We start from the raw sequence: 21741 nt of genomic DNA, 5'->3' as shown, positions 1-21741 counted from the left end.
GGTTGGTTCAGGCCATGATAGGTGCGATGTCCTGTGCAGGGATCCCAAAGATGAGGCGATTTCAGTTGATCGTGGGATGATTTCCCGTGAAAATGCACATCATGTTGAAAATTGACGACATCGACCGGCGCATCCTCTCCGAACTGCAACGCCACGCCGACGCCCCGCTGGAGGAGCTGGGCCGCCGCGTGGGGCTCTCGCGCAATGCCTGCTGGCGGCGCATCAAGATGCTGGAGGAGGCGGGGGTGATCCGCGCCCGGGTGGCGCTGCTGGATCCCGGGGCGCTGGACCTCGGGCTGACCGTCTTCATCCTGGTGCGCACGCGGTCTCACAACCCGGACTGGCTGGAGGCCTTTGCCCGGGCGACGCGGAGCATGCCGGAGATCCTCGGCGCCTACCGGATGACCGGCGACCTCGACTACCTGATCCGGGCCCGGGTGAAGGACGTGGCGGCCTATGACACGCTCTACCGGCGGCTGATCTCGAAGCTGGAGATGTCGGACGTCTCGGCGAGCTTCGTGATGGAGGAGCTGAAGGAGACCACCGAACTGCCGCTCTGAGGGGGCGCTGCCCCCTCCTGGCCTGCGGCCAGTTCACCCCCGGGATACTTGGGACCCAAAGAAGGCCGGGCTCAGAGCGGCCAGACCAGCAGGATGGCGGGGATCGAGACCGCGACCACAAGGATCTCCAGCGGCAGGCCCATGCGCCAGTAGTCGCCGAAGCGGTAGCCGCCGGGGCCGAGGATGAGCGTGTTGTTCTTGTGGCCGATGGGGGTGAGGAAGGCCGAGGAGGCTGCGACGGCCACCGCCATCAGGAAGGGATCGGGCGAGACGCCGAGGCTTTGCGCCATCTGAATGCCGACCGGGGCGGCGACGATCGCGGTGGCGGTGTTGTTCAGCACGTCCGAGAGGGTCATGGTCACCACCATCAGCACCGTGAGGATGGCCCAGGCGGGCATGCCGAAGGTGAGGTCGATCAGGCTCTCGGCGATCAGCTTGGTGCCGCCGGAGGAGTCGAGCGCGGTGCCGAGGGGGATCATCGAGCCCAGCAGGACGACCACGGGCCATTCCACGTGATCGTAGATCTCGGCCAAGGGCAGGATGCGGAACAGCACGTAGGCGACCACCACGATGCCGAGGGCCACCGGCAGGTGCAGCAGCCCGAAGCTGGCGGCGGCGACGGCGGCGGCGAAGAGGCCGATGGCGAGCCAGGTCTTGTCATCCGCGGTCACGTTCAGGCCGCGCTCGGCCAGCGGCAGGCATTCGAGCCACTCGATGACATGGGCGCTGCGGCCCTGCGGGCAGAGCAGGAGCAGGATGTCGCCGGGGCGGATCTCGGTGCGGCGGACCTGCTCGGTGATGCGCTCGCCGCGCCGGAAGATGCCGAGGAGCAGCGAGTTCTGACGCCAGGCGAGGCCGACGCCGGTGGCGGTGCGCCCGGCGATGAGGGCGCTCTCGGGAACCACCACCTCGACCAGTTCCAGCCCTTCGCCCTCGGCGGTGAGCTTGTTCTGGCGGTCCTTGTCGGTGAAATCGAGCTTGAGCGCGGCGCGGAACTCGTCGAGCGCCTCGGGCGAGGCTTCGAGCACGAGGGAATCCCCGGCCTCGAGCAGGGTATTGGCCGAGCGGCCATAGCGCCGCCTGCCGTCGCGGATGAGGCCGAGGATGGCGACATCGGCCTGCTCGGCCTCGGGGTCGAGCTCGCCCAGACGCCGGCCGATCAGGTCGCTCTCCTGCGGGACGGTCAGTTCGGCGATGTAGGGCTGCAGCCCGGCGCTGCCGATCTGGTCGCTGCCGCGGTCGGGGATCAGGCGCCAGCCGATCAGCGCGACGAAGACCAGCCCGGCGACGGCGGCGATGGCGCCGACCGGGGCAAAGTCGAACATGTCGAAGGAGGCGCCGAGGCTGTCCTGCCGGATGGCGGCGATGATGATGTTGGGCGGGGTGCCGATCAGGGTGACCATGCCGCCGAGAATGGTGGCAAAGCTCAGCGGCATCAGCGAGAGACCGGGCGCGCGCCCGGCCTTGCGCGCGGTCTGGATGTCGACCGGCATCAGCAGGGCAAGGGCGGCCACGTTGTTCATGAAGGCCGAGAGCACCGCGCCGACGCTGCCCATCAGCGCGATATGGGCGCCGAGGCCGCGGCTGCTGTCGATCAGCGTGCGGGTGATCAGGAAGACCGCGCCGGAGCGCACCAGCCCGGCCGAGATGATCAGCACGAGGGCGACGATGATGGTGGCCTCGTGGCCGAAGCCCGAGAAGACCTCCTCGGCGGGGATCACCCCCAGCACGGTGCCGGCCAGCAGCGCGCCGAAGGCGATCAGGTCATAGCGCAGGCGGCCCCAGAGCAGGAGGGCGAAGACCGCCCCGAAGAGCGCGAAGAGGATGATCTGGTCGGTGGCCATGCGGAGTCCTAGCGTGGAAGGTCGGCCCGGGAAACCGGGGCAGGGCTGCAACCTAATGCGCGGTGGCGGCAGGACCACATGGGGTGGCCCGCCGATGCCGCGCATATGCGCCCTTGCGGGCCCGTGGGCGGCTGCAATATAGAGGCGCAAACCCGCAGAACAGGACTTTCGGAGGCACACATGGCCGGCCATTCCAAATGGGCAAACATCCAGCACCGCAAGGGACGGCAGGACGCCGCGCGGTCGAAACTCTTTTCCAAGCTCTCGAAAGAGATCACCGTGGCCGCCAAGATGGGCGATCCGGACCCCGACAAGAACCCGCGCCTGCGCCTTGCCGTGAAGGAAGCCAAGTCGGTCTCGGTCCCGAAGGACGTGATCGACCGCGCCATCAAGAAATCGATGGCGGGCGAAGGGGAAGACTACGAAGAAATCCGCTACGAGGGCTACGGCCCGAACGGCGTGGCGGTGATCGTCGAGGCGATGACCGACAACCGCAACCGCACTGCGTCGAACGTGCGCTCGCTGTTTGCCAAGAACGGCGGCAACCTCGGCGAGACCGGCTCGGTCGGCTTCATGTTCGAGCGCAAGGGCGAGATCGCCTATCCCGCGACGGTCGGCGACTCGGACACGGTGATGATGGCGGCCATCGAGGCCGGTGCCGAGGACGTGGAAAGCTCGGAAGAGGGCCACACCATCTGGTGCGCCGACACCGACCTGAACGAGGTCTCGACCGCGCTGGAAGCCGAACTGGGCGAGAGTGAATCGACCAAGCTGGCCTGGCGTCCGACCACCACGACCGAGCTCGACCTCGAGTCGATGCAGAAGCTGATGAAGCTGGTCGATGCGCTGGAAGACGACGACGACGTGCAGCGCGTCACCACCAACTTCGAAGCCTCCGACGAGGTGATGGCGCAGCTCTGACCGGAGATCGCCTGACAAGGAATTCCGGGCCGTGCGTCGAAAGGCGCGCGGCCTTTTCTTTGGGTTGCAAGTATCCCGGGGAGCGCGAGGGGCTGGCCCCTCGCTCCTGCCCGCAGAGCAGGCGCGGTGCCCGGCTTTGCGGCGCGACGGGGCCGCAGCGGCCTTTGTTGCGCGGCGCGTGCCGGGGCCGTGATTGACGTGGCGCAACGCGGCTTCGTTACATTGCCCCGATATCCTTGGCGAAACAGCGACATATCGGAGTCCGCCCATGTTTTCCCTAACCGGCATGAAGGCCCTGATCGTGGGTATCGCCAATGACCAGTCGATCGCCTACGGTTGCGCCAGGGCTCTGAAGGAGCAGGGGGCGGAGCTTGCCGTCACCTACCTGAACGAGAAGGCAGAGCCCCATGTGCGGCCCCTGGCCGAGGCGCTGGGCGCCGAGATCATCCTGCCGCTGAACGTCGCGACCGAAGGCCAGACCGAGGCGGTGTTCGAGGCGGTGAAGGAGAGGTGGGGGCGGCTGGATGTGCTGCTGCATTCCATCGCCTATTGCCCGGTCGAGGATCTGCATGGCCGCGTCACCGATTGTTCGCGCAGCGGGTTTCAGGTGGCGATGGATATCTCGGTGGGATCGTTCCTGCAGATGGTGCGGCTGGCCGAGCCGCTGATGGCCGGGGGCGGCACCTGCATGACGGTGAGCTATTACGGCGCCGAGAAGGTCGTCGAGAACTACAATGTCATGGGGCCGGTCAAGGCGGCGCTGGAATCCTCGACCCGTTACATGGCGGCGGAGCTGGGCCCGAAGGGCATCCGGGTGCACGCGCTGTCGCCGGGGCCGCTGATGACGCGGGCGGCCTCCGGCATCGCGCATTTCGACCAGCTGCTGAACGACGCGGCGGACCGGGCGCCGACCCACCATCTGGCCACCATCGAGGACGTCGGGGCCTATGCGGCCTTCCTCGCCAGCCGCGAGGCCGCGAACGTCACGGGCGGCGTTCATTACGTCGACGGCGGCTATCACATCGTGGCATAGCCGCCGCCGCGTGGCTCAGAGGTTCTGGCCGCCCGAGACCTCGATGCGCTGCCCGGTCATCCATCCGTTCTCGCCGGTCAGGATGCTGGCCACCGCGCCGCCGATGTCGTCGGGCAGGCCGACCCGGCCCATGGCGATGCTCGCCGCGATCATCTGGTTCAGACCGGCGTTGTCGCGCACCGCGCCGCCCGCGAAATCGGTCTCGATGGCGCCCGGGGCGATGGCGTTCACGGCGATGCCGCGCGGCCCCAGTTCGCGCGCGAGGTAGCGCGTCAGAACCTCGACGCCGCCCTTCATGGTGGCGTAGGCGGCGTAGCCCGGCAGCGAGAAGCGGGCGAGGCCGGTCGAGAGGTTCAGGATGCGGCCGCCGTCGGCGATCAGCGGCAGAAGGCGCTGGGTCAGGAAGAAGACGCCCTTGAGGTGGATGTTCATCAGCTGGTCGAACTGTTCCTCCGTTGTTTCGGCAAAGCCCGCGTGGATGCCGATGCCGGCATTGTTGAGCAGCAGGTCGAAGGTCTCGCGGCCCCATGTGGCCGAGAGGGTGGTGCGCAGCTGGTCCGCGAAGGCGGCGAAGCCCGCCGTGCGCGAGGTGTCGAGTTGCAGCGCGGCGGCGGTGTCGCCTGCGGCCTCGATCGCGGCGACGGTGGCCCCGGCCTCTTCGCGGTTGCCGCGGTAGGTCAGGACGATGCCGACGCCCTTGGCGGCGAGGTGAAGGGCGGCGCTGCGGCCGAGGCCCCGGCTGCCGCCGGTGACGAGTGCGATCTTGTCGGTCATAGTTGTTCTCCGTGAGGGCTTGTTCCGATGCTCCGGAGGTATGGCGGGGCTGACCGGAAAACCTGCCATATTCTCCGCCTGACTTGATGGATTCTCCGAATGTCTGGAAATCTGGATGAGTCACTCCCATCTTCGGCCTGACCAAGCGAGGGGAATGAACATGCCGGTGACGGATCTGATCGACGGCATCTGCCGCTATGCCGACCGGCGTGGCGCGAACCATCTGCCGCAGCCGACCGAGGTCGAGGGCCTGAGCATCGTGCGCTGCCGCGCGCCCACGTTGCAGGAGCATTCCAGCTACGACCCGTTGCTGTGCCTCGTGCTGCAGGGCGCGAAGGAGAGTGCGCTGGGGCATGAGCGGATCCGGTTCGGCGCGGGGGAGGCGCTGATCGTCAGCCTCGATCTTCCGACCGTCTCGCAGGTGGTCGAGGCGAGCCCGTCACGGCCCTACGTCGCGCTGGCGCTGGCACTGGACCTCGCCATGCTGCGCGGCCTTGCCGACGAGATCGACGCGCCGGGCGAGAGCGAGGGCGCCTCGCGCGCCATTGAGACCGGGGTGGCGGCGGAGCGGCTGGTTGCGGCCATGGGGCGGCTCTTTGCGCTGGTCGAGGACCCGGTCGAGCGCCGCGTGATGGCGCCGCTGCTGAAGCGCGAGATCCACTTTCGTCTGCTGATGGCCGCGCATGGCGGCATGTTGCGGCGCCTTGCCCTGCGCGACAGCCACGAGAGCCGCATCCACCGCGTGCTGGGCCATATCCGCACCGATTATGCCGCGCCCCTGCGGGTTCCGGACCTGGCCGACATGGCGGGGATGAGCCCCTCGAGCTTTCACGAGCATTTCCGGGCGATCACCGCCTCGACGCCGCTGCAGTACATCAAGGACATGCGCCTGCTGGAGGCGCGGCGGCAGATTCAGGCCGGGGGCGTCGCCATCTCGGGCGTCGCCTTTGCGGTCGGCTACGAGAGCCCGGCCCAGTTCAGCCGGGACTATGCACGCAAGTTCGGGGTCGCGCCGCGCGATGACCGCGCGGCGGCGTGATCAGTCGAAGAAGCTGGCGATCTGGTCCAGCGGTTTCTTGATCTTGGCAACCGCCGGGACCGTGGCGTCGGGTGCCGGGTGGCCGACGGCGATGATCATCGTCGGTTTCTCCGAGGCCGGGCGGCCGAGCGCCTCGTTCAGGAACTTCATCGGGTTCGGCGTGTGGGTGAGGGTGCAGAGCCCGGCGTGATGCAGCGCGGCGAGCAGGAAGCCGGTGGCGATGTTCACGCTCTCGGGCACGTAGTAGTTCTTGTACCGCGTGCCATCGTCGAACTCGCCCCAGCGCTGGGCGAAGACCACGATCAGCCAGGGCGCGACGGTCAGGTGTTCCTTGACCGCATTGGTGCCGATGGGCTCCAGCGCCTTGATCCATTCATCGCCCGCGCCGCCCGCGTAGAAGCGTTTTTCTTCTTCCTCGGCCTCGGCCCGGATGCGCGCCTTGAGCTCCGGGGCGGAAACGGCGGCAAAGTGCCAGGGCTGGTGATTGGCGCCCGAGGGGGCGACACCGGCGGTGCGGATGCAGTCCTCGATCACCTGCCGGGGCACTGGGCGGTCGATGTAGTCGCGCACCGTGTGGCGGGTGCGCATCCTGTCGTAAAAGGCCAGTGCCGCCGCCTGCATCTCGTCGTCGGTCATCTCGGACCGGTCGGGCAGGGGGATGGCGGAATAGCTCAGCGCGTCCTTGGCAAACATGTATTTCTCCTCCGTTGTCCCTTGCGTATCGGGGGCCGGAGGAAGGCGCAAGCTCAGCGCAGCATCCGTGCCGCCGCCTTGCGGATCGACTGTGTCAGCGGGCGCAGGGCCGGGGCCATGATGCGGCTCACCTGCCAGACCAGCGGCACGTCCAGCGGCTCGGCCGGGGGCAGGGCCAGCAGCCGCCCCTCGTCGAGCAGCGGACGCACGAGGACCTCGGGGTTCATGCCCCAGCCGAGCCCGGCGCAGGCCGCGTCGATGAAGGCATGGCTTGACGGGAGGTAGTGGGCGGGCGGGGCCAGCCTGCGGCCTGCCGCGCGTTCGATCCAGTCGCGTTGCAGCATGTCCTTGGCGTTGAAGATCAGGCAGGGCGCGCGCGACAGCGCGCCGGGCGTGGTGCCCCGCGGAAACCAGTGGGCGACGAAACCGGGGCTCGCCGTTGCAAGGTAGCGCAGGGCGCCGAGGGGGATGGCGTCGCAACCCGCCACCGGTTTGGCGAGCGAGGTCACCGCAGCGGCCACCTCGCCCCGGCGCAGCCAGTCCGCGCTGTGGTTCTGATCGTCGATGACGAGGTCGAACAGCACCTGCGGGACCTCGGCCAGCGCGGGGATCAGCCATGTGGCAAGGCTGTCGGCATTCACAGCGATCCGGATCACCGCAGGTTCCGGCCCGTCCTCGAGCGCGAGGTCGCGGGCAAGGTGGCCTTCGAGGAGGGCGATGTCGCCCGCGTGCCGGGCCAGCCGCGCGCCGATGGCGGTGGCGGTGCAGGGCGTGCCGCGCCGGATCAGCGAGGCCCCGACGCGGTCTTCCAGCGCCTTGATCCGCTGCGACACGGCAGAGGGGGTGACCGAGAGGTCGAGCGCGGCGGCCTCGAAGCTGCCGCGCCGCAGGACGGCCGCCAGCGCGGCCAGGTGATCGCGATCGAACTGCATTAGAAATTCTAATCTGAGAGAAGAAACATTAACTGGAATACGCCTGCGGCGGCGGCTAGTCAAACCGGACTCCGCGAAAGGCACATGATGACATCCTCCCTTCTCTCCGGCTTTGTCCTTGGGTTCAGCCTGATCCTCGCCATCGGCGCGCAGAATGCCTTTGTCCTGCGGCAGGGGTTGCTGCGCGAGCATGTCTTCGCCATCTGCCTGACCTGCGCCGTGTCCGACGCGGTGCTGATCACCGCCGGCGCGGCCGGGATGGGGGCGACTGTCGCCGCGCTGCCCTGGCTCGGGGAGTTGCTGCGCTATGGCGGTGCGGCCTTCCTCGTCTGCTACGGCCTGCTGTCGCTGTGGCGCGGATGGCGCGGGCAGGAGAGCCTGGCCTCGACCGGAGCCGGGGGCGGGCGCCTGGGCCCTGCGCTGCTGACCGTCCTTGCCTTTACCTGGCTGAACCCGCATGTCTACCTCGATACCGTGGTGCTGGTGGGCTCGATCGCCGCGCAGGCGACCAGCCGGGCGGGCTTTGGCCTTGGTGCGGTGCTGGCCAGCTTCGTCTTCTTCTTCGGTCTCGGCTATGGCGCGCGGCTGCTGGCCCCGCTCTTTGCCCGGCCCGCCGCATGGCAGGTGCTGAACCTGCTGATCGGGCTGACCATGCTGGCCATCGCCGCGCGACTGGTTTTCATGTGAAGCTTGCCCAGACGCCGAAATCGGTGTTGAAGGAAAGCATGACAAAGCCCGTGCAAGACCGGCCCGTTGCCGGCGTTCTCTGGATGCTGATGGCCGGCATCTGCTTCATCCTCGTCAACGCGCTGGTCAAGCTCGTCGGTCAGAGGGTCCCGGCGCCCGAAGCGGCTTTTCTGCGCTATGCCATGGGCCTCGTCTTTCTCATCCCGATGCTGCGCACGATGGTCTCGACCCCGGTCTCGGGCCGGCTCTGGGGGCAGTTCGCCACGCGCGGGCTGATGCACGGGATGGGCGTGATGCTGTGGTTCTACGCCATGGCCCGCATCCCGCTCGCCGATGTGACGGCGATCAACTACCTCTCGCCGATCTACGTCACGCTTGGCGCCGCGATGTTTCTTGGCGAGAAGCTGGCGATCCGCCGCATCGCCGCCGTGGTCTTTGCCCTGATCGGCTCGGTGGTGATCCTGCGCCCGGGCGTCCGCGCGATCGAGTTCGGCCACTGGGCGATGATGGGCGCGGCCCTGGTCTTCGGCGCCTCCTACATCCTCGCCAAGGTGACGGTGGACAAGTCCAACCCGGCGCTGGTGCTGGGGATGCTGTCGTTCTGGGTGACCGTGGTGCTCGCCCCCTTTGCCTGGGCCGTCTGGGTGCCGCCAACCCTGCACGAGATCGGCATCCTCTTCGCGGTCGCCTTCTTCGCCACCGCCGGGCACTACATGATGACCCTTGCGATGGCGGCAGCGCCACTGTCGGTGACTCAGCCGGTCACCTTCCTGCAACTGGTCTGGGCGATGGCGCTGGGCTACTTCGCCTTTGGCGAGCCGATCGACCTCTGGGTCGTCGCGGGCGGGGTGATCATCATCGCTTCGGTCACCTTCATCACCCTGCGTGAGGCGGCGCTGAACCGCCGCCCGGTGACCCCGCCGGCCATCGCCACCAAGCTCTGAGCGTGACCCGGTCGCGGCGGTGCGGGACCTCCGCGCGCCGCTGCCCCGAACCTGCCCATCCCACGCACCGGGCGCTCCAAACATGTCAGGAGAGGTGCCTCTCCGGTCCGTTATTGATTGACGGGTCAATAAACTCCAAATAGCGTCTCCCCGGACGCAGATGGAGCCGAACGCATGCCAAAAGTCGGAATGGAGCCCATTCGCCGCGAGGCGCTGGTCAAGGCCACGATCGCGGAGATCGGCGCGCAGGGGTCGCTCGATGTCACGGTCAGCCAGATCGCCCGCCGGGCGGGCATGTCGAGTGCGCTGGCGCATCACTATTTCGGCGGGAAGGAGCAGATCTTTCTGGCCGCCATGCGCCGCATCCTCAGCGATTTCGGCGCCGAGGCGAGGGCAGGGCTGCTGATGGCCGATTCCGACAGCCGCGCGGCGGCGATCATCCGCGCCTGTTTCTCGCCCACCAGCTTTACCCGCGAGACCATCACCGCCTGGATGACCTTCTACGTGCTGGCGCAGACCAACACCGAGGCGCTGCGCCTCTGGCGCATCTACCAGCGGCGCCTGCGCTCGAACCTGATCCATGCGCTGCGTGCGCTCAGCCGCGACCCCGAAGGCGTGGCGGACACCATGGTCGCCCTGATCGACGGGCTCTACATCCGCGCCGCGCTCAGCGACCCCGAGACCCCCGAACGCGCCACCGTCCATGCGCTGGACGTCCTGGCCAAACTGACGGTTAACAAGAAATGACCAAGCCCAATATCCTGATCCTGATGGTCGACCAGCTGAACGGGACCCTGTTCCCCGACGGCCCCGCCGACTGGCTGCACGCCCCGAATCTCAAGGCGCTGGCGGCGCGTTCGACGCGGTTCGCCAATGCCTATACCGGCTCGCCGCTCTGTGCGCCGGGGCGGGCGAGCTTCATGTCGGGGCAGCTGCCCTCGCGCACCGGTGTCTATGACAATGCCGCCGAGTTCCGCTCCGACATTCCGACCTATGCCCACCACCTGCGGCGCGCGGGCTATTTCACCTGCCTCTCGGGCAAGATGCACTTCGTCGGCCCCGACCAGCTGCACGGGTTCGAGCAGCGCCTGACCACCGATATCTACCCGGCCGACTTCGGCTGGACCCCGGACTACCGCAAGCCGGGCGAGCGGATCGACTGGTGGTATCACAACATGGGTTCGGTGACGGGCGCCGGCGTGGCCGAGATCACCAACCAGATGGAATACGACGACGAGGTCGCGCATTTCGCCAAGATGAAGATCTACGACCTCGCGCGCGGCAAGGACGAGCGTCCGTGGTGCCTGACGGTCAGCTTCACCCATCCGCACGACCCCTACGTCGCGCGCAAGAAGTACTGGGATCTCTACGAGGACTGCGAACACCTCTCTCCCACGGTCAGGCCGATCCCCTACGAGGAGCAGGACAAGCACTCGAAACGGCTGTTCGACGCTAACGACTGGCGCAACTTCGACATCAGCGAGGAGGACGTCAGCCGCTCGCGCCGGGCCTATTTCGCCAATATCTCCTACCTCGACGACAAGATCGGCGAGCTGCTGCAAGTGCTGGAGGATACCCGGCAGGAGGCCATCGTGGTCTTCGTCTCCGACCACGGCGACATGCTGGGCGAGCGGGGGCTCTGGTTCAAGATGTCCTTCTTCGAGGGCTCCTCGCGCGTGCCGCTGATGATCTCTGCGCCGGGCATGGCGCCGGGGCTGGTCGAGACGCCGGTCTCCACCATCGACCTGACGCCGACGCTGGGTCAGCTTGCGGGCGTCGACATGGCCGAGATCGCGCCCTGGACCGATGGCGAGGATATCTCGGGCCTTGCCAATGGCGCCGAGCGTACCAGCCCGGTGGCGGTGGAATACGCCGCCGAAGGCTCGAACGCGCCGCTGGTGTCGCTGCGCTACGGCAAGTGGAAGTACAACCGCTGCGCGCTGGACCCGGACCAGCTCTTCGACCTCGAGGCCGACCCGCACGAGCTGACCAACCTCGCGGATGACCCGGCCCACGCGGGCACGCTGCAGAGCCTGAAGGCCAAGTCCGAGGCGCGCTGGGATCTCGACCGCTTCGACGCCGACGTGCGCGCCAGCCAGGCGCGGCGCTGGGTGGTCTACGAGGCGCTGCGGCAGGGCGGCTACTACCCTTGGGACTACCAGCCGCTGCGCGACGCCTCGGAACGCTACATGCGCAACCACATGGACCTGAACATCCTCGAGGAAAGCCAGCGCTTCCCGAGGGGCGAATAGGCCCATCTTTTCTTCAGAAATACTCCCGCCGGAGGCGAAAAATCCGCAATGACCTATCCGACCCAACCCACGGCCAGCCATTTCATCGACGGTGAGTACGTCGAGGATACCGCCGGCACGCCCATCGACGTGATCTATCCAGCGACCGGCGAGGTCATCGGGCGCTTGCATTCGGCCACGCCCGCGATCATCGAGAAGGCGCTGACCGCCGCGCGCCGGGCACAGGCCGAGTGGGCCAAGATGTCGGGCATGGAGCGCGGTCGGATCCTGCGCCGCGCCGCCGACCTGATGCGCGAACGCAACCACGAGCTCTCGGTGCTGGAGACCTATGACACCGGCAAGCCCTATCAGGAGACCTCGGTGGCCGATGCGACCTCGGCGGCCGATGCGCTGGAGTATTTCGGGGGCATGGCGGCGACGCTGACCGGCCAGCACATCCAGCTGGGCGAGAACTGGGTCTATACCCGGCGCGAGCCGCTGGGCGTCTGCGTCGGCATTGGGGCGTGGAACTATCCGACGCAGATCGCCTGCTGGAAGGGCGCGCCCGCGATGGCCTGCGGCAACGCGATGGTGTTCAAACCCTCCGAGACCACGCCTCTCTGCGCGCTGAAGGTGGCCGAGATCCTCGTCGAGGCCGGGCTGCCCAAGGGCGTCTACAACGTCGTGCAGGGCCTCGGTGACGTGGGCGCGGCGCTGGTGACGGACCCGCGGGTCGACAAGGTCTCGCTGACCGGCTCGGTGCTGACGGGCAAGAAGGTCTATGCCGCCGCTGCCGCGGGCATGAAGCACGTGACGATGGAACTGGGCGGCAAGTCGCCCCTGCTGGTCTTCGATGACGCGCATCTCGACAACGCGGTGGGCGGGGCGATCCTCGGCAACTTCTACTCCTCGGGGCAGGTCTGTTCCAACGGCACCCGGGTCTTCGTGCAGAAGGGTATCAAGGACGCCTTCCTGAACCGCCTGTCGGAGCGGCTGGAGAGGGCCGTGATCGGCGACCCGATGGACCCGGCCACGAGCTTCGGGCCGATGGTCAGCCAGCGGCAGATGGAGATCGTCGAGGGCTACATTGCCAAGGGCATCGAGGACGGCGCGCGGCTGGTCTGCGGTGGCAGCCGGCTGAACCGCGACGGGTTCTGGCTGCAACCGACCGTCTTTGCCGATGTGACCGACGACATGACCATCGCGCGGGAAGAGATCTTTGGCCCGGTGATGGCGGTGCTGGACTTCGACAGCGAGGAAGAGGTGATGTTGCGCGCCAACGCCACCGAGTTCGGCCTCTCGGCGGGGGTCTTCACCTCGGACATGACCCGCGCGCACCGCGTGGTGGCCGGGTTCGAGGCGGGCTCGTGCTTCATCAACTCCTACAACGACGCGCCGGTCGAGGCACCCTTCGGCGGCGTGAAGATGTCGGGCGTCGGGCGCGAGAACTCCTCGGCGGCGATCGAACATTACTCGCAGCTGAAATCCGTCTTTGTCCGCATGACCGACGTCGAGGCGCCCTACTGATGCGGCCGGCGCGCGTCATATCGCGGGAGGCGGTGGCATGATCACCGTCTACGGGCGCGCGACCTCCTCGAACGTGCAGGCGGTGATGTGGGGCATTGGCGAGCTGGGGCTGGCCTATGAGCGGCTGGACTACGGCCATGTTCACGGCGGGCTCGACACGCCCGAATTCCGCGCGATGAACCCGCACGGGCTGGTCCCGGTGATCCGGGACGGCGAGCAGGCGATCTGGGAAAGCTGCGCGATCCTGCGCTACCTCGCGTCCTTCTATGGCGACGGCGGCGTGTTCTGGCCCGCCGATCCCTCGCGTCGGGCCGAGGTCGACATGTGGGCGGAGTGGGGCAAGCACGCCATCGCGCAGGCCTTTACCGGCCCGATCTTCTGGGCGCGGGTCCGCACGGCGGCGCGCGCGCGTGACGAGGACGCGCTGGCGGCGGCGCTGCTGCGGTTCGATGCGCAGCTCGGGGTGCTGGAGCGCCAGATCGGCGGGCAGGACCACGTCCTTGGCGACTTCACCCTGGCCGATATCGTGATCGGCCACGTGCTCTATCGCTATTTCGACATCGACATCCCGCGCGCCGACCGTCCGGTCCTGCGCGCTTACTACGACCGTCTCTGCGCCCGCCCGGCCTTTGCCGAGCACGTGATGGTCGACTACGCGCCGCTGGCGCATCCGGAGGCAGGCTGAAGAATGGAAGCGGATTTCGTCATTGTCGGGGCCGGATCGGCCGGGTGCGCCATGGCCTACAGGCTCAGCGAGGCAGGAGCCTCGGTGCTGGTGGTCGAGCATGGCGGGACCGACGCGGGCCCCTTTATCCAGATGCCGGGCGCGCTGTCCTACCCGATGAACATGAAGATGTACGACTGGGGCTATGAATCCGAACCCGAGCCGAACCTCAACAACCGCCGTCTTGTGGTGCCGCGCGGCAAGGTGATCGGCGGATCGTCCTCGATCAACGGCATGGTCTACGTGCGCGGGCACGCGATGGACTATGAATTCTGGCGCGAGAGCGGGGCGGATGGCTGGGCCTATGCCGACGTGCTGCCCTATTTCAAGCGGATGGAGCACTGGCACCCGCGCGGCCACGGCGGCGACCGGGGCTGGCGCGGCACCGACGGCCCGCTGCACGTGAGCCGCGGGCCGCGCAACAACCCGTTGCATTCCGCCTTTGTCTCGGCGGGGGCGCAGGCGGGGTACGAACTGACCGACGACTACAACGGCGAGAAGCAGGAGGGCTTCGGCCCGATGGACATGACCGTCTGGCAAGGGCGGCGGTGGTCTGCGGCCAATGCCTATTTGCGGCCCGCGCTGAAACGCCAGAACTGCGACCTCGTGCGCGGGCTGGTCGAGAAGGTGGTGATCGAGGAAGGCCGTGCCGTGGGCGTTGCGCTGGCGGGCGGGCAGGTGGTGCGCGCGCGGCGCAGCGTGGTGCTGGCGGCCTCGTCGATCAACTCGCCCAAGATCCTCATGCTCTCGGGCATCGGGGAGGGCGCGCACCTGCAGGAGCACGGCATCGAGGTGGTGGCCGACCGCCCCGGCGTCGGGGCGAACCTGCAGGATCACCTCGAGGTCTACTTCCAGATGGCGGCGAGCCAGCCGGTGACGCTCTACAAGTACTGGAACATGGTCTGGAAGGGGATCATCGGCGCACAGTGGCTGTTCACCAAGACCGGGCTCGGTGCCTCGAACCAGTTCGAGAGCGCGGCCTTCATCCGCAGCCGGGCCGGGGTGCAATACCCTGATATCCAGTATCATTTCCTGCCGCTGGCGGTGCGTTACGACGGCAAGGCCTCGGCCGAGGGGCACGGGTTTCAGGCCCACGTGGGGCCGATGCGCTCGCCCAGCCGTGGCGCCGTGACCCTGCGCTCGGCCGATCCGGCCGAGGCGCCGAGGATCGCCTTCAACTACATGTCGACCGAGCAGGACTGGGTCGATTTCCGCGCCTGCCTGCGGCTGACGCGCGAGATCTTCTCGCAGCCGGCCTTCTCCCCCTTCGTCAGCCACGAGATCCAGCCCGGCGCCGAGGCGGTGACCGACGCGCAGCTTGACGCCTTCATCCGCGACCACGCCGAGAGCGCCTATCATCCCTGCGGCACCTGCCGGATGGGGCGGCGGGACGATCCGATGGCGGTGGTCGATCCGCAGGGGCGGGTGATCGGGGTGGAGGGCCTCGTGGTGGCCGACAGCTCGATCTTTCCGCGCATCACCAACGGCAACCTCAACGGGCCGTCGATCATGGTGGGCGAGAAGATGTCGGACCACCTGCTGGAGCGCGCACCGCTGGCCGCCGCCAATGATGCGCCGTGGATCAATCCGGAGTGGCAGACCGCACAGCGCTGACCGGTCGGGCTTCCGGGCCACAGGCGTTAACGAAACCCTAACGGGGCGGATTGATTGCGCCCGGGCGATGTCATAGCCCGGGGGCATGTTAAGGATTTGTGTACTCTTCGTTCTCCTGATGGCCGGGGCCGCTGCCGCCGATCCAGCCGGCAAGATCCGCGTGGTCGACGCCGATACCTGGGACGTGGGCGGCGCGCGCGTTCGCCTTTTTGGCGTGGACGCCCCCGAGCAGGACCAGCATTGCACTCGTCAGGACGGCCGCGACTGGGCCTGCGGGGCCTGGGCGACCGAGCAGGTGCGCACGCTCTACCAGGGGCGGCGGGCGGCCTGCCGGGAGGTGAACATCGACCGCTACGGCCGCATCGTGGCGCGCTGCGAGGTCGAGGGCGCTGACGTGGGGCGCGAACTGGTGACGCGGGGCCTCGCGCTGGCCTATCGCCGGTACTCGATGGACTACGACCTCGACGAGAAGTCCGCCCACGTGGCCCGGCGCGGGCTGCACGCGGCGCAGGTGCAGGCCCCCTCGGACTTCCGCGCGGCCAAGCGCAGCGCGGCGACGCTTCAGCCCCTGCCTGAAGGCAGCGACTGCCGGATCAAGGGCAACATCTCGTCCAAGGGGGTGCGCATCTACCACGTGCCGGGGCAGGAGAACTACAATGCGACCCGGATCTCTCCCTCCAAGGGCGAGCGCTGGTTCTGCAGCGAGGCCGCGGCGCGGGCGGCCGGGTGGCGCCGCGCGAAACGTTGAATATTTTCAATGATGTTACCGGGTCGCGGCGTCTTTTATCCTTAGGTGCGCGTCATATGTGTCTTTTGCATCCCGGTGTTTGATCCCGGTCAAGGCGGCCTGCCCCCGGGCGGGTTACGTCTCGGGCAACACACGGACAAAGGAGATCGCACATGTCCCATACCCCGCACGAACTGGCCGAGGAATTCCCCGAAAAGGCCGAGCAGATCCATGCGCTGCGCCAGAGCGATCCGCATTTCGCCAAGCTGGCCGAGCAGTACCAAGAGGTGAACAAGGCGGTGTATCTTGCCGAGACCAACGTGACCCCGATGGAGGAACTCGCCGAGGTCGAACTGCGCAAGAAGCGCGCCAAGCTGAAGGACGAGATCTGGGCCCTGCTGGCATAGCGGGGCGTGGCCCCGCGGCCCCTTGGCGGGCCTCCATGCCGGGGCAAAACATGCGGGATGGGGTCACCCCCATCCCGTAGAGGTCAGCTCGCCCGTCTGATCCCCATGACCCGCGCCCTTGCACGCGGATCGCTGTCGAACAGGGCGGCAAGCTGTTCGGTCATGGCACCGGCAAGCTGTTCGACATCGGTGATGGTCACCGCGCGTTCGTAATAGCGGGTCACGTCGTGGCCGATGCCGATGGCAAGCAGTTCGACCATCTTGCGCTTTTCCACCATCGCGATCACGTCGCGCAGGTGCTTCTCGAGGTAGTTCGCCGGGTTCACCGAGAGCGTCGAGTCATCCACCGGCGCGCCGTCCGAGATCACCATGAGAATCTTGCGCTGCTCGCGGCGGGCCAGCATCCGGCGGTGGGCCCATTCCAGCGCCTCGCCGTCGATGTTCTCTTTCAGCAGGCCTTCCTTCATCATCAGGCCAAGGTTCGGGCGGGCCCGGCGCCACGGCGCATCGGCACCCTTGTAGACGATGTGGCGCAGGTCGTTCAGGCGGCCGGGCTGCTGCGGACGGCCCTCGTTCAGCCATGCCTCGCGTGCCTGTCCGCCTTTCCATGCGCGGGTGGTAAAGCCGAGGATCTCGACCTTGACCGAGCAGCGCTCCAGCGTGCGCGCCAGAACGTCGGCACAGATTGCCGCGATCGAGATCGGGCGGCCGCGCATCGAGCCGGAGTTGTCGAGCAGGAGCGTCACCACGGTATCGCGGAACTCGGTGTCTTTCTCGACCTTGAAGCTCAGCGGAGTCGTCGGGTTGGCTACCACGCGGGCCAGCCGCCCGGCGTCGAGGATGCCTTCCTCGCGGTCGAACTCCCAGCTGCGGTTCTGCTGGGCCTGAAGGCGGCGCTGCAGCTTGTTGGCAAGGCGCGAGACGGCGCCCTTCAGCGGTTCGAGCTGCTGGTCGAGGTAGGCGCGCAGGCGCTCCAGTTCGGCAGGCTCGGCCAGGTCTTCGGCGGCGATTTCCTCGTCGAAGGTGGACAGGAAGACCTTGTAGTTCGGATCGGCGTCCGAGACCGGCGGCGGGGCAGGCGGCTCGAGCGGGGCTTCGCCCTCGGGCATCTCGGCGTCTTCGCCCAGTTCCTCGTCGGCGAGGTCGTCCATGCTGACCTGGGCCTCGGCCTGGTCCTGCTGGTCGTCCTGGCTCTGGTCCGGGTCCGCGTCGGCCTCCTGCTCCTCCGAGTCGTCCTGACCGTTGCTGTCGGGCTCCTGATCCTCGTCGGGCTGGTCCTCGGCGGTCTCTTCCTGATCGTCCTCGGCACTGTCCGGGTCGTCGCCCAGCTGGTCGCCATAGCCGAGGTCCTTGATCACCTGACGGGCAAAGCGGGCAAAGGCGCTCTGGTCGTCAAGGATGCCCTGCAGGTTCTCCAGCGTGCCCCCGGCCTGATCCTCGATGAACCCGCGCCACAGCTCCATCACGTTCTGCGCGCCCTTGGGCAGATCGCGCCCGGTGGCGAGGTTGCGGATCAGGTAGCCGGCGGCCACTGCCAGCGGCGCCTCGGAGGTCTGGGTGATCTGGTCGTAGCCACGGCGCATCGCCTCGTGGCCGATCTTGGCGTCGATGTTGCCCGCGGTGCCGGGCATGTCGCGCGCGCCCATCGCCTCGCAGCGGGCGGTTTCCATCGCCTCGTAGAGGTCGCGCGCCATGTCGCCCGGAGGGGCGTATTTAGCGTGGGTGGCATCGTCGTGATACCTGCGGTGCATTGCCAGCGCATCGGCGGTTCCGCGGGCCAGCAGCACTTCGTCGCGGGTCATCCGGCGGCTGACCTGCGGCAGGCGCATGGTTTCGCCCGCCAGTCCCGAGGGATCGACCGAGTAGCTGACGGTCAGCTCCGGGTCGTTCGCCATGACTTTGGTGGCCTCGGCCAATGCCTTCTTGAAAGGATCGGCGGGGTTGTCGGATTTCTGCGCCATATTGGGCCTTCGGTCGCTAGCTTTGCGAAGGCAACCTAGAACCATTGCCGGGCGATGACCAGAGCCGCGCCCGCCGAATTTCGCGGCTCAGAGCAGCAAGGCGCGGCAGTTGGCGATATGGCGGCGCAGCATGTTCTGGGCCATGTCGGCGCGGCGCTGGTCGAGGCTGTAATCGACGTCGGCCAGCAGCCCCGCGATCTCGCGCCAGCCGCCGTTGCGCCACAGCGCGGCCTGTCCCGCACCGACGCCGTCGGCGATGGCATCGGGTAGGGTGGCCTCCAGCAGGGTCTCGAAGGTGGAGCGCAGCCGCTCGATCTCGGCCGCTTCGGGCCGGGCATGGGCGCGTTCCCGGGTGGCCATCGCCTCCATCCGGCCGGAGCAGATCGCGAAAATCTCGACCATCTCCTTGGGCTGGTTGGGCAGCGCGAGGGCGGGGTGGGCCGCCTGAAGGGCGGTGATCAGTGCAATTGCGAAGGAAGCACCGAGTCGGGTCATCTTGCTTACCTCTGAACTGAGAAAGATTAATAAAAACGTATATACATATTATATGCAAAAGATTGCCAAAGTATAGACCTATCGCATTCTGTCGGGAGCGGCGCTTCAACATGTTGATATTTTGGGCGCAGTGCCCGCCTCATGAGGTGCTCGCGCCGCGTACGTATCTCCTGCGCGGGAAAATCCCGCGTTCCGGCGCGGATGGCGCCGGCCTTCAGCCCAGCAACAGCGCGTTGCAGGAGGCGATCTGCACCTCCATCCGGTTGGTGGCGCGCGCGGCGTCACGCTTGTCCCGGTTGAACGAGGCCCGTGTCAGAAGGGGGCTGAGCGCGAACTTTGCCTCGATCCGCCGCGCCAGTGTCTGGCGCGCCCGATCCTGGGGCATGATGCTGAACAGCAGGGTTTCCATCCGCGCGCGTTGGCGCTGTGTCGCGTCGGCCCGTGCGTCGCCCATGAGCCATTGATGCTCCATCAGCGCCGAGAACCGCCCGGTACAGGTTGCGAATGTCGTGACAAGGTCGTCGGCCGGTTCCGAGATCACCGGAGTTGGAAGGCACAGAGCCAAGAGGGCTGCCCGTATGATTGTTATCATCTTGCCCATGCAAGAATGATGCGCCTGCCTCCGTGACCTGTCAAACAGCCGTTACAAAGCAGTTTATTCAAGTTTTCGCATGTGGGTCCGAAAACACAGAGGCCCGGCGCGGGGCCGGGCCTCTGGACTATCGAGTTGCGGCGCCGCCGGGGCGCGCGCGGATCAGCCGATGCTGACGCTGGCCGCGCTCTCGGGCAGCTCTTCGTCAAAGCAGCGCTGGTAGAACTCGGCAACGGTCTGGCGCTCCAGCTCGTCGCACTTGTTCAGGAACGACAGGCGGAAGGCATAGCCCACGTTGCGGAAGATCTCGGCGTTCTGCGCCCATGTGATCACGGTCCGCGGGCTCATCACGGTCGACAGGTCGCCGTTCATGAAGGCGGTGCGGGTCAGGTCCGCGAGGTGCACCATGTGGCTCACCGTCTTGCGGCCTTTCTCGTTGTTGTAGTGCGGCGCCTTGCTGAGCACGATCGCAACTTCGGCGTCGTGGCTCAGGTAGTTCAGCGTCGAGACCAGCGACCAGCGGTCCATCTGGGCCTGGTTGATCTGCTGGGTGCCGTGGTAAAGGCCGGTGGTGTCGCCGAGGCCGACGGTGTTGGCCGTGGCGAAGAGGCGGAAATACTTGTTCGGGGTGATGATCTCGTTCTGGTCGAGCAGGGTCAGCTTGCCGTCATGCTCCAGAACACGCTGGATCACGAACATCACGTCGGCGCGGCCGGCATCGTATTCGTCGAACACGATGGCAACGGGGTTGCGCAGCGCCCAGGGCAGGATGCCCTCGTGGAACTCGGTCACCTGCTTGCCGTCACGCAGCTTGATCGCGTCCTTGCCGATCAGGTCGATCCGGCTGATGTGGCTGTCGAGGTTGACGCGCACACAGGGCCAGTTGAGGCGGGCAGCGACCTGTTCGATGTGGGTCGACTTGCCGGTGCCGTGGTAGCCCTGGATCATGACGCGGCGGTTGTGCGAGAAGCCCGCGAGGATCGCCATCGTGGTTTCGGGATCGAACTTGTAGGTCGGGTCGATCTCGGGCACGCGGTCGGTATGCTCGGCAAAGCCCTTCACCACCATCTGGGTGTCGAAGCCAAAGACCTCATGGACCGAGATTTCTTCGGTCGGTTTTGCGTTCACGTCGATTCCGCCGTCGGCCATTCCTGTCGTCCTTCGTATGCATCATCCGGACAGCGCTTCCCGGACTGGCCCGTGGTGCACCATATCCGGGGCAAGGGCAAGAGGGGGGAGGGCGATGTGCGGCGTCATGGCTGGAAACGGACCATGTGACGCTTGCGCGCGCGTACCGCGCGGGCAGGGCTCCGGATCAGTCTGCGGGCATGAATTCATCGTGATGACGCAGGGGAAACTAACTGGCGCTTCGCCCCGTACCTCTGGGTACATCCGGCGCCACGCCGGGTATGTGCAACAAGGAGTTTGTTATGACGTCGTTCAAGACCTTTGCCGCCGCCGCCGCCCTCGGTGCCTTTGCCCTGTCCGCGCAGGCCGCCGACAATCCGATGGTGGGTGGCGCGCCGATGTACGCGGACAAGAACATCGTTGAAAACGCGGTCAATTCCAAGGATCACACCACGCTCGTCGCCGCCGTTCAGGCCGCCGGGCTTGCCGAGACGCTGCAGGGCGCGGGGCCCTTCACCGTCTTCGCGCCGACCAACGCGGCCTTCGACCAGCTGCAGAAGGGCACCGTCGAGACCCTTCTCAAGCCCGAGAACAAGGAGATGCTGACCAAGATCCTGACCTGTCACGTGGTGGCGGCCGATGCGATGTCGGACGCGATCAAGGGCATGATCGCCGATGATGGCGGCGTGCACCCTGTCCCGACCGTGGGCGGCTGCACGCTGAAGGCCAAGATGGACGGGGACAACATCGTTCTGGAAGACGAGCGGGGCCGCACCGCCACCGTCACCATCGCGGACGTCAAGCAGTCGAACGGCGTGATCCACGTGATCGACGCGGTCCTGCTGCCCGCGGAATAATCACTTTACTGCCACTCACGAAACGACGAAGGCCGCCGGGGTGTCCCGGCG

22 protein-coding genes are annotated in these 21741 nt (G+C 67.1%); 14 read left to right on the top strand and 8 right to left on the bottom strand.

All coding sequences use genetic code 11. The features are described from left to right. Positions 1 to 101 precede the first annotated feature (101 nt). Entirely contained in the window at positions 102 to 560 is a 459-nt protein-coding gene (locus DDT93_RS13940) for an Lrp/AsnC family transcriptional regulator (RefSeq protein ID WP_109466830.1), read from the top strand. A 71-nt stretch (positions 561 to 631) separates the two neighbouring features. Here DDT93_RS13940 and DDT93_RS13935 read toward each other — a convergent pair whose 3' ends face one another. Beyond that, the gene (locus tag DDT93_RS13935; RefSeq protein ID WP_109466462.1) at positions 632 to 2404 is read right to left on the bottom strand and encodes an SLC13 family permease; all 1773 of its coding nucleotides are present in this window, start codon (positions 2402 to 2404) and stop codon (positions 632 to 634) included. A gap of 180 nt (positions 2405 to 2584) precedes the next feature. On the opposite strand from DDT93_RS13935, the gene DDT93_RS13930 reads away from it, so the two are divergent. Further along, positions 2585 to 3325, top strand: a complete 741-nt coding sequence (locus DDT93_RS13930) for a YebC/PmpR family DNA-binding transcriptional regulator (protein ID WP_109466461.1) — start codon at positions 2585 to 2587, stop codon at positions 3323 to 3325. A 268-nt stretch (positions 3326 to 3593) separates the two neighbouring features. Continuing rightward, the gene (gene fabI / locus DDT93_RS13925) at positions 3594 to 4358 is read left to right on the top strand and encodes an enoyl-ACP reductase FabI (protein WP_109466460.1); all 765 of its coding nucleotides are present in this window, start codon (positions 3594 to 3596) and stop codon (positions 4356 to 4358) included. A 15-nt stretch (positions 4359 to 4373) separates the two neighbouring features. Here the strand turns inward: fabI and DDT93_RS13920 are convergent, their stop codons facing one another. Next, on the bottom strand, positions 4374 to 5132 hold the full coding sequence (locus DDT93_RS13920) for an SDR family NAD(P)-dependent oxidoreductase (RefSeq protein WP_109466459.1): 759 nt from the start codon (positions 5130 to 5132) through the stop codon (positions 4374 to 4376). 160 nt (positions 5133 to 5292) lie between these two features. Between DDT93_RS13920 and DDT93_RS13915 the strand changes: the two genes are divergently transcribed. Further along, the gene (locus DDT93_RS13915; protein ID WP_109466829.1) at positions 5293 to 6171 is read left to right on the top strand and encodes an AraC family transcriptional regulator; all 879 of its coding nucleotides are present in this window, start codon (positions 5293 to 5295) and stop codon (positions 6169 to 6171) included. On the opposite strand, the gene DDT93_RS13910 is transcribed toward DDT93_RS13915, so the two are convergent. Together DDT93_RS13910 and DDT93_RS13905 are read right to left on the bottom strand one after the other, a co-directional pair. After that, positions 6172 to 6864 (bottom strand): nitroreductase family protein, encoded by a 693-nt coding sequence (locus DDT93_RS13910; protein WP_109466458.1) that lies wholly within the window; start codon positions 6862 to 6864, stop codon positions 6172 to 6174. A gap of 53 nt (positions 6865 to 6917) precedes the next feature. Then, on the bottom strand, positions 6918 to 7796 hold the full coding sequence (locus DDT93_RS13905; protein WP_109466457.1) for a LysR family transcriptional regulator ArgP: 879 nt from the start codon (positions 7794 to 7796) through the stop codon (positions 6918 to 6920). An 87-nt stretch (positions 7797 to 7883) separates the two neighbouring features. On the opposite strand from DDT93_RS13905, the gene DDT93_RS13900 reads away from it, so the two are divergent. The 9 genes from DDT93_RS13900 (at position 7884) to DDT93_RS13860 (ending at position 16657) form a co-directional block, all read left to right on the top strand. Beyond that, positions 7884 to 8483: a LysE/ArgO family amino acid transporter gene (locus tag DDT93_RS13900; RefSeq protein WP_109466828.1), complete on the top strand. Its 600-nt coding sequence runs from the start codon at positions 7884 to 7886 to the stop codon at positions 8481 to 8483. Between the two features lie 38 nt (positions 8484 to 8521). Further along, entirely contained in the window at positions 8522 to 9427 is a 906-nt protein-coding gene (locus DDT93_RS13895; protein WP_232825459.1) for a DMT family transporter, read from the top strand. A 174-nt stretch (positions 9428 to 9601) separates the two neighbouring features. Beyond that, the gene (betI, locus tag DDT93_RS13890) at positions 9602 to 10174 is read left to right on the top strand and encodes a choline-binding transcriptional repressor BetI (RefSeq protein ID WP_109466456.1); all 573 of its coding nucleotides are present in this window, start codon (positions 9602 to 9604) and stop codon (positions 10172 to 10174) included. Then, positions 10171 to 11679: a choline-sulfatase gene (gene betC / locus DDT93_RS13885; RefSeq protein WP_109466455.1), complete on the top strand. Its 1509-nt coding sequence runs from the start codon at positions 10171 to 10173 to the stop codon at positions 11677 to 11679. Before betI ends, betC begins: the two co-directional genes overlap by 4 nt. Before the next feature lie 48 nt (positions 11680 to 11727). Beyond that, a complete protein-coding gene (gene betB / locus DDT93_RS13880) occupies positions 11728 to 13185 on the top strand; it encodes a betaine-aldehyde dehydrogenase (protein WP_109466454.1) in 1458 nt (485 codons plus the stop codon). A gap of 37 nt (positions 13186 to 13222) precedes the next feature. Beyond that, positions 13223 to 13870 (top strand): glutathione S-transferase family protein, encoded by a 648-nt coding sequence (locus DDT93_RS13875; protein ID WP_109466453.1) that lies wholly within the window; start codon positions 13223 to 13225, stop codon positions 13868 to 13870. 3 nt (positions 13871 to 13873) lie between these two features. Then, positions 13874 to 15523, top strand: a complete 1650-nt coding sequence (gene betA, locus DDT93_RS13870; protein ID WP_109466452.1) for a choline dehydrogenase — start codon at positions 13874 to 13876, stop codon at positions 15521 to 15523. Between the two features lie 118 nt (positions 15524 to 15641). Further along, complete coding sequence (locus tag DDT93_RS13865) at positions 15642 to 16271, top strand: thermonuclease family protein (protein ID WP_456297927.1); 630 nt, start codon at positions 15642 to 15644, stop codon at positions 16269 to 16271. Positions 16272 to 16423: 152 nt separating this feature from the next. After that, the gene (locus DDT93_RS13860; protein ID WP_109466450.1) at positions 16424 to 16657 is read left to right on the top strand and encodes a YdcH family protein; all 234 of its coding nucleotides are present in this window, start codon (positions 16424 to 16426) and stop codon (positions 16655 to 16657) included. Positions 16658 to 16740: 83 nt separating this feature from the next. On the opposite strand, the gene cobT is transcribed toward DDT93_RS13860, so the two are convergent. The 4 genes from cobT to cobS all read right to left on the bottom strand — a co-directional run bounded on the left by cobT (position 16741) and on the right by cobS (position 20854). Beyond that, the gene (gene cobT / locus DDT93_RS13855) at positions 16741 to 18618 is read right to left on the bottom strand and encodes a cobaltochelatase subunit CobT (protein ID WP_109466449.1); all 1878 of its coding nucleotides are present in this window, start codon (positions 18616 to 18618) and stop codon (positions 16741 to 16743) included. Between the two features lie 87 nt (positions 18619 to 18705). Next, entirely contained in the window at positions 18706 to 19113 is a 408-nt protein-coding gene (locus DDT93_RS13850; protein WP_109466448.1) for a hypothetical protein, read from the bottom strand. Between the two features lie 214 nt (positions 19114 to 19327). Continuing rightward, positions 19328 to 19678 (bottom strand): hypothetical protein, encoded by a 351-nt coding sequence (locus DDT93_RS13845; RefSeq protein ID WP_157960176.1) that lies wholly within the window; start codon positions 19676 to 19678, stop codon positions 19328 to 19330. Between the two features lie 189 nt (positions 19679 to 19867). Continuing rightward, entirely contained in the window at positions 19868 to 20854 is a 987-nt protein-coding gene (gene cobS / locus DDT93_RS13840) for a cobaltochelatase subunit CobS (protein ID WP_109466446.1), read from the bottom strand. 281 nt (positions 20855 to 21135) lie between these two features. Here cobS and DDT93_RS13835 point away from each other — a divergent pair, with 281 nt between their 5' ends. Then, positions 21136 to 21690, top strand: a complete 555-nt coding sequence (locus tag DDT93_RS13835) for a fasciclin domain-containing protein (protein ID WP_109466445.1) — start codon at positions 21136 to 21138, stop codon at positions 21688 to 21690. The last annotated feature ends 51 nt before the right edge of the window (positions 21691 to 21741 follow it).

Origin of the sequence: Albibacillus kandeliae, assembly GCF_003116585.1 — a bacterium.
Taxonomy (GTDB): Bacteria; Pseudomonadota; Alphaproteobacteria; order Rhodobacterales; family Rhodobacteraceae; genus Albibacillus; species Albibacillus kandeliae.
This window is presented reverse-complemented; position numbering and strand designations above follow the sequence as displayed.

Bases quoted from the DNA above. Each gene is read 5' to 3' on its own strand.
- DDT93_RS13940 (WP_109466830.1), top strand. From the start codon at position 102: ATGTTGAAAATTGACGACATCGACCGGCGCATCCTCTCCGAACTGCAA.
- DDT93_RS13935 (WP_109466462.1), bottom strand. From the start codon at position 2,404: ATGGCCACCGACCAGATCATCCTCTTCGCGCTCTTCGGGGCGGTCTTC.
- DDT93_RS13930 (WP_109466461.1), top strand. From the start codon at position 2,585: ATGGCCGGCCATTCCAAATGGGCAAACATCCAGCACCGCAAGGGACGG.
- fabI (WP_109466460.1), top strand. From the start codon at position 3,594: ATGTTTTCCCTAACCGGCATGAAGGCCCTGATCGTGGGTATCGCCAAT.
- DDT93_RS13920 (WP_109466459.1), bottom strand. From the start codon at position 5,132: ATGACCGACAAGATCGCACTCGTCACCGGCGGCAGCCGGGGCCTCGGC.
- DDT93_RS13915 (WP_109466829.1), top strand. From the start codon at position 5,293: ATGCCGGTGACGGATCTGATCGACGGCATCTGCCGCTATGCCGACCGG.
- DDT93_RS13910 (WP_109466458.1), bottom strand. From the start codon at position 6,864: ATGTTTGCCAAGGACGCGCTGAGCTATTCCGCCATCCCCCTGCCCGAC.
- DDT93_RS13905 (WP_109466457.1), bottom strand. From the start codon at position 7,796: ATGCAGTTCGATCGCGATCACCTGGCCGCGCTGGCGGCCGTCCTGCGG.
- DDT93_RS13900 (WP_109466828.1), top strand. From the start codon at position 7,884: ATGACATCCTCCCTTCTCTCCGGCTTTGTCCTTGGGTTCAGCCTGATC.
- DDT93_RS13895 (WP_232825459.1), top strand. From the start codon at position 8,522: ATGACAAAGCCCGTGCAAGACCGGCCCGTTGCCGGCGTTCTCTGGATG.
- betI (WP_109466456.1), top strand. From the start codon at position 9,602: ATGCCAAAAGTCGGAATGGAGCCCATTCGCCGCGAGGCGCTGGTCAAG.
- betC (WP_109466455.1), top strand. From the start codon at position 10,171: ATGACCAAGCCCAATATCCTGATCCTGATGGTCGACCAGCTGAACGGG.
- betB (WP_109466454.1), top strand. From the start codon at position 11,728: ATGACCTATCCGACCCAACCCACGGCCAGCCATTTCATCGACGGTGAG.
- DDT93_RS13875 (WP_109466453.1), top strand. From the start codon at position 13,223: ATGATCACCGTCTACGGGCGCGCGACCTCCTCGAACGTGCAGGCGGTG.
- betA (WP_109466452.1), top strand. From the start codon at position 13,874: ATGGAAGCGGATTTCGTCATTGTCGGGGCCGGATCGGCCGGGTGCGCC.
- DDT93_RS13865 (WP_456297927.1), top strand. From the start codon at position 15,642: ATGGCCGGGGCCGCTGCCGCCGATCCAGCCGGCAAGATCCGCGTGGTC.
- DDT93_RS13860 (WP_109466450.1), top strand. From the start codon at position 16,424: ATGTCCCATACCCCGCACGAACTGGCCGAGGAATTCCCCGAAAAGGCC.
- cobT (WP_109466449.1), bottom strand. From the start codon at position 18,618: ATGGCGCAGAAATCCGACAACCCCGCCGATCCTTTCAAGAAGGCATTG.
- DDT93_RS13850 (WP_109466448.1), bottom strand. From the start codon at position 19,113: ATGACCCGACTCGGTGCTTCCTTCGCAATTGCACTGATCACCGCCCTT.
- cobS (WP_109466446.1), bottom strand. From the start codon at position 20,854: ATGGCCGACGGCGGAATCGACGTGAACGCAAAACCGACCGAAGAAATC.
- DDT93_RS13835 (WP_109466445.1), top strand. From the start codon at position 21,136: ATGACGTCGTTCAAGACCTTTGCCGCCGCCGCCGCCCTCGGTGCCTTT.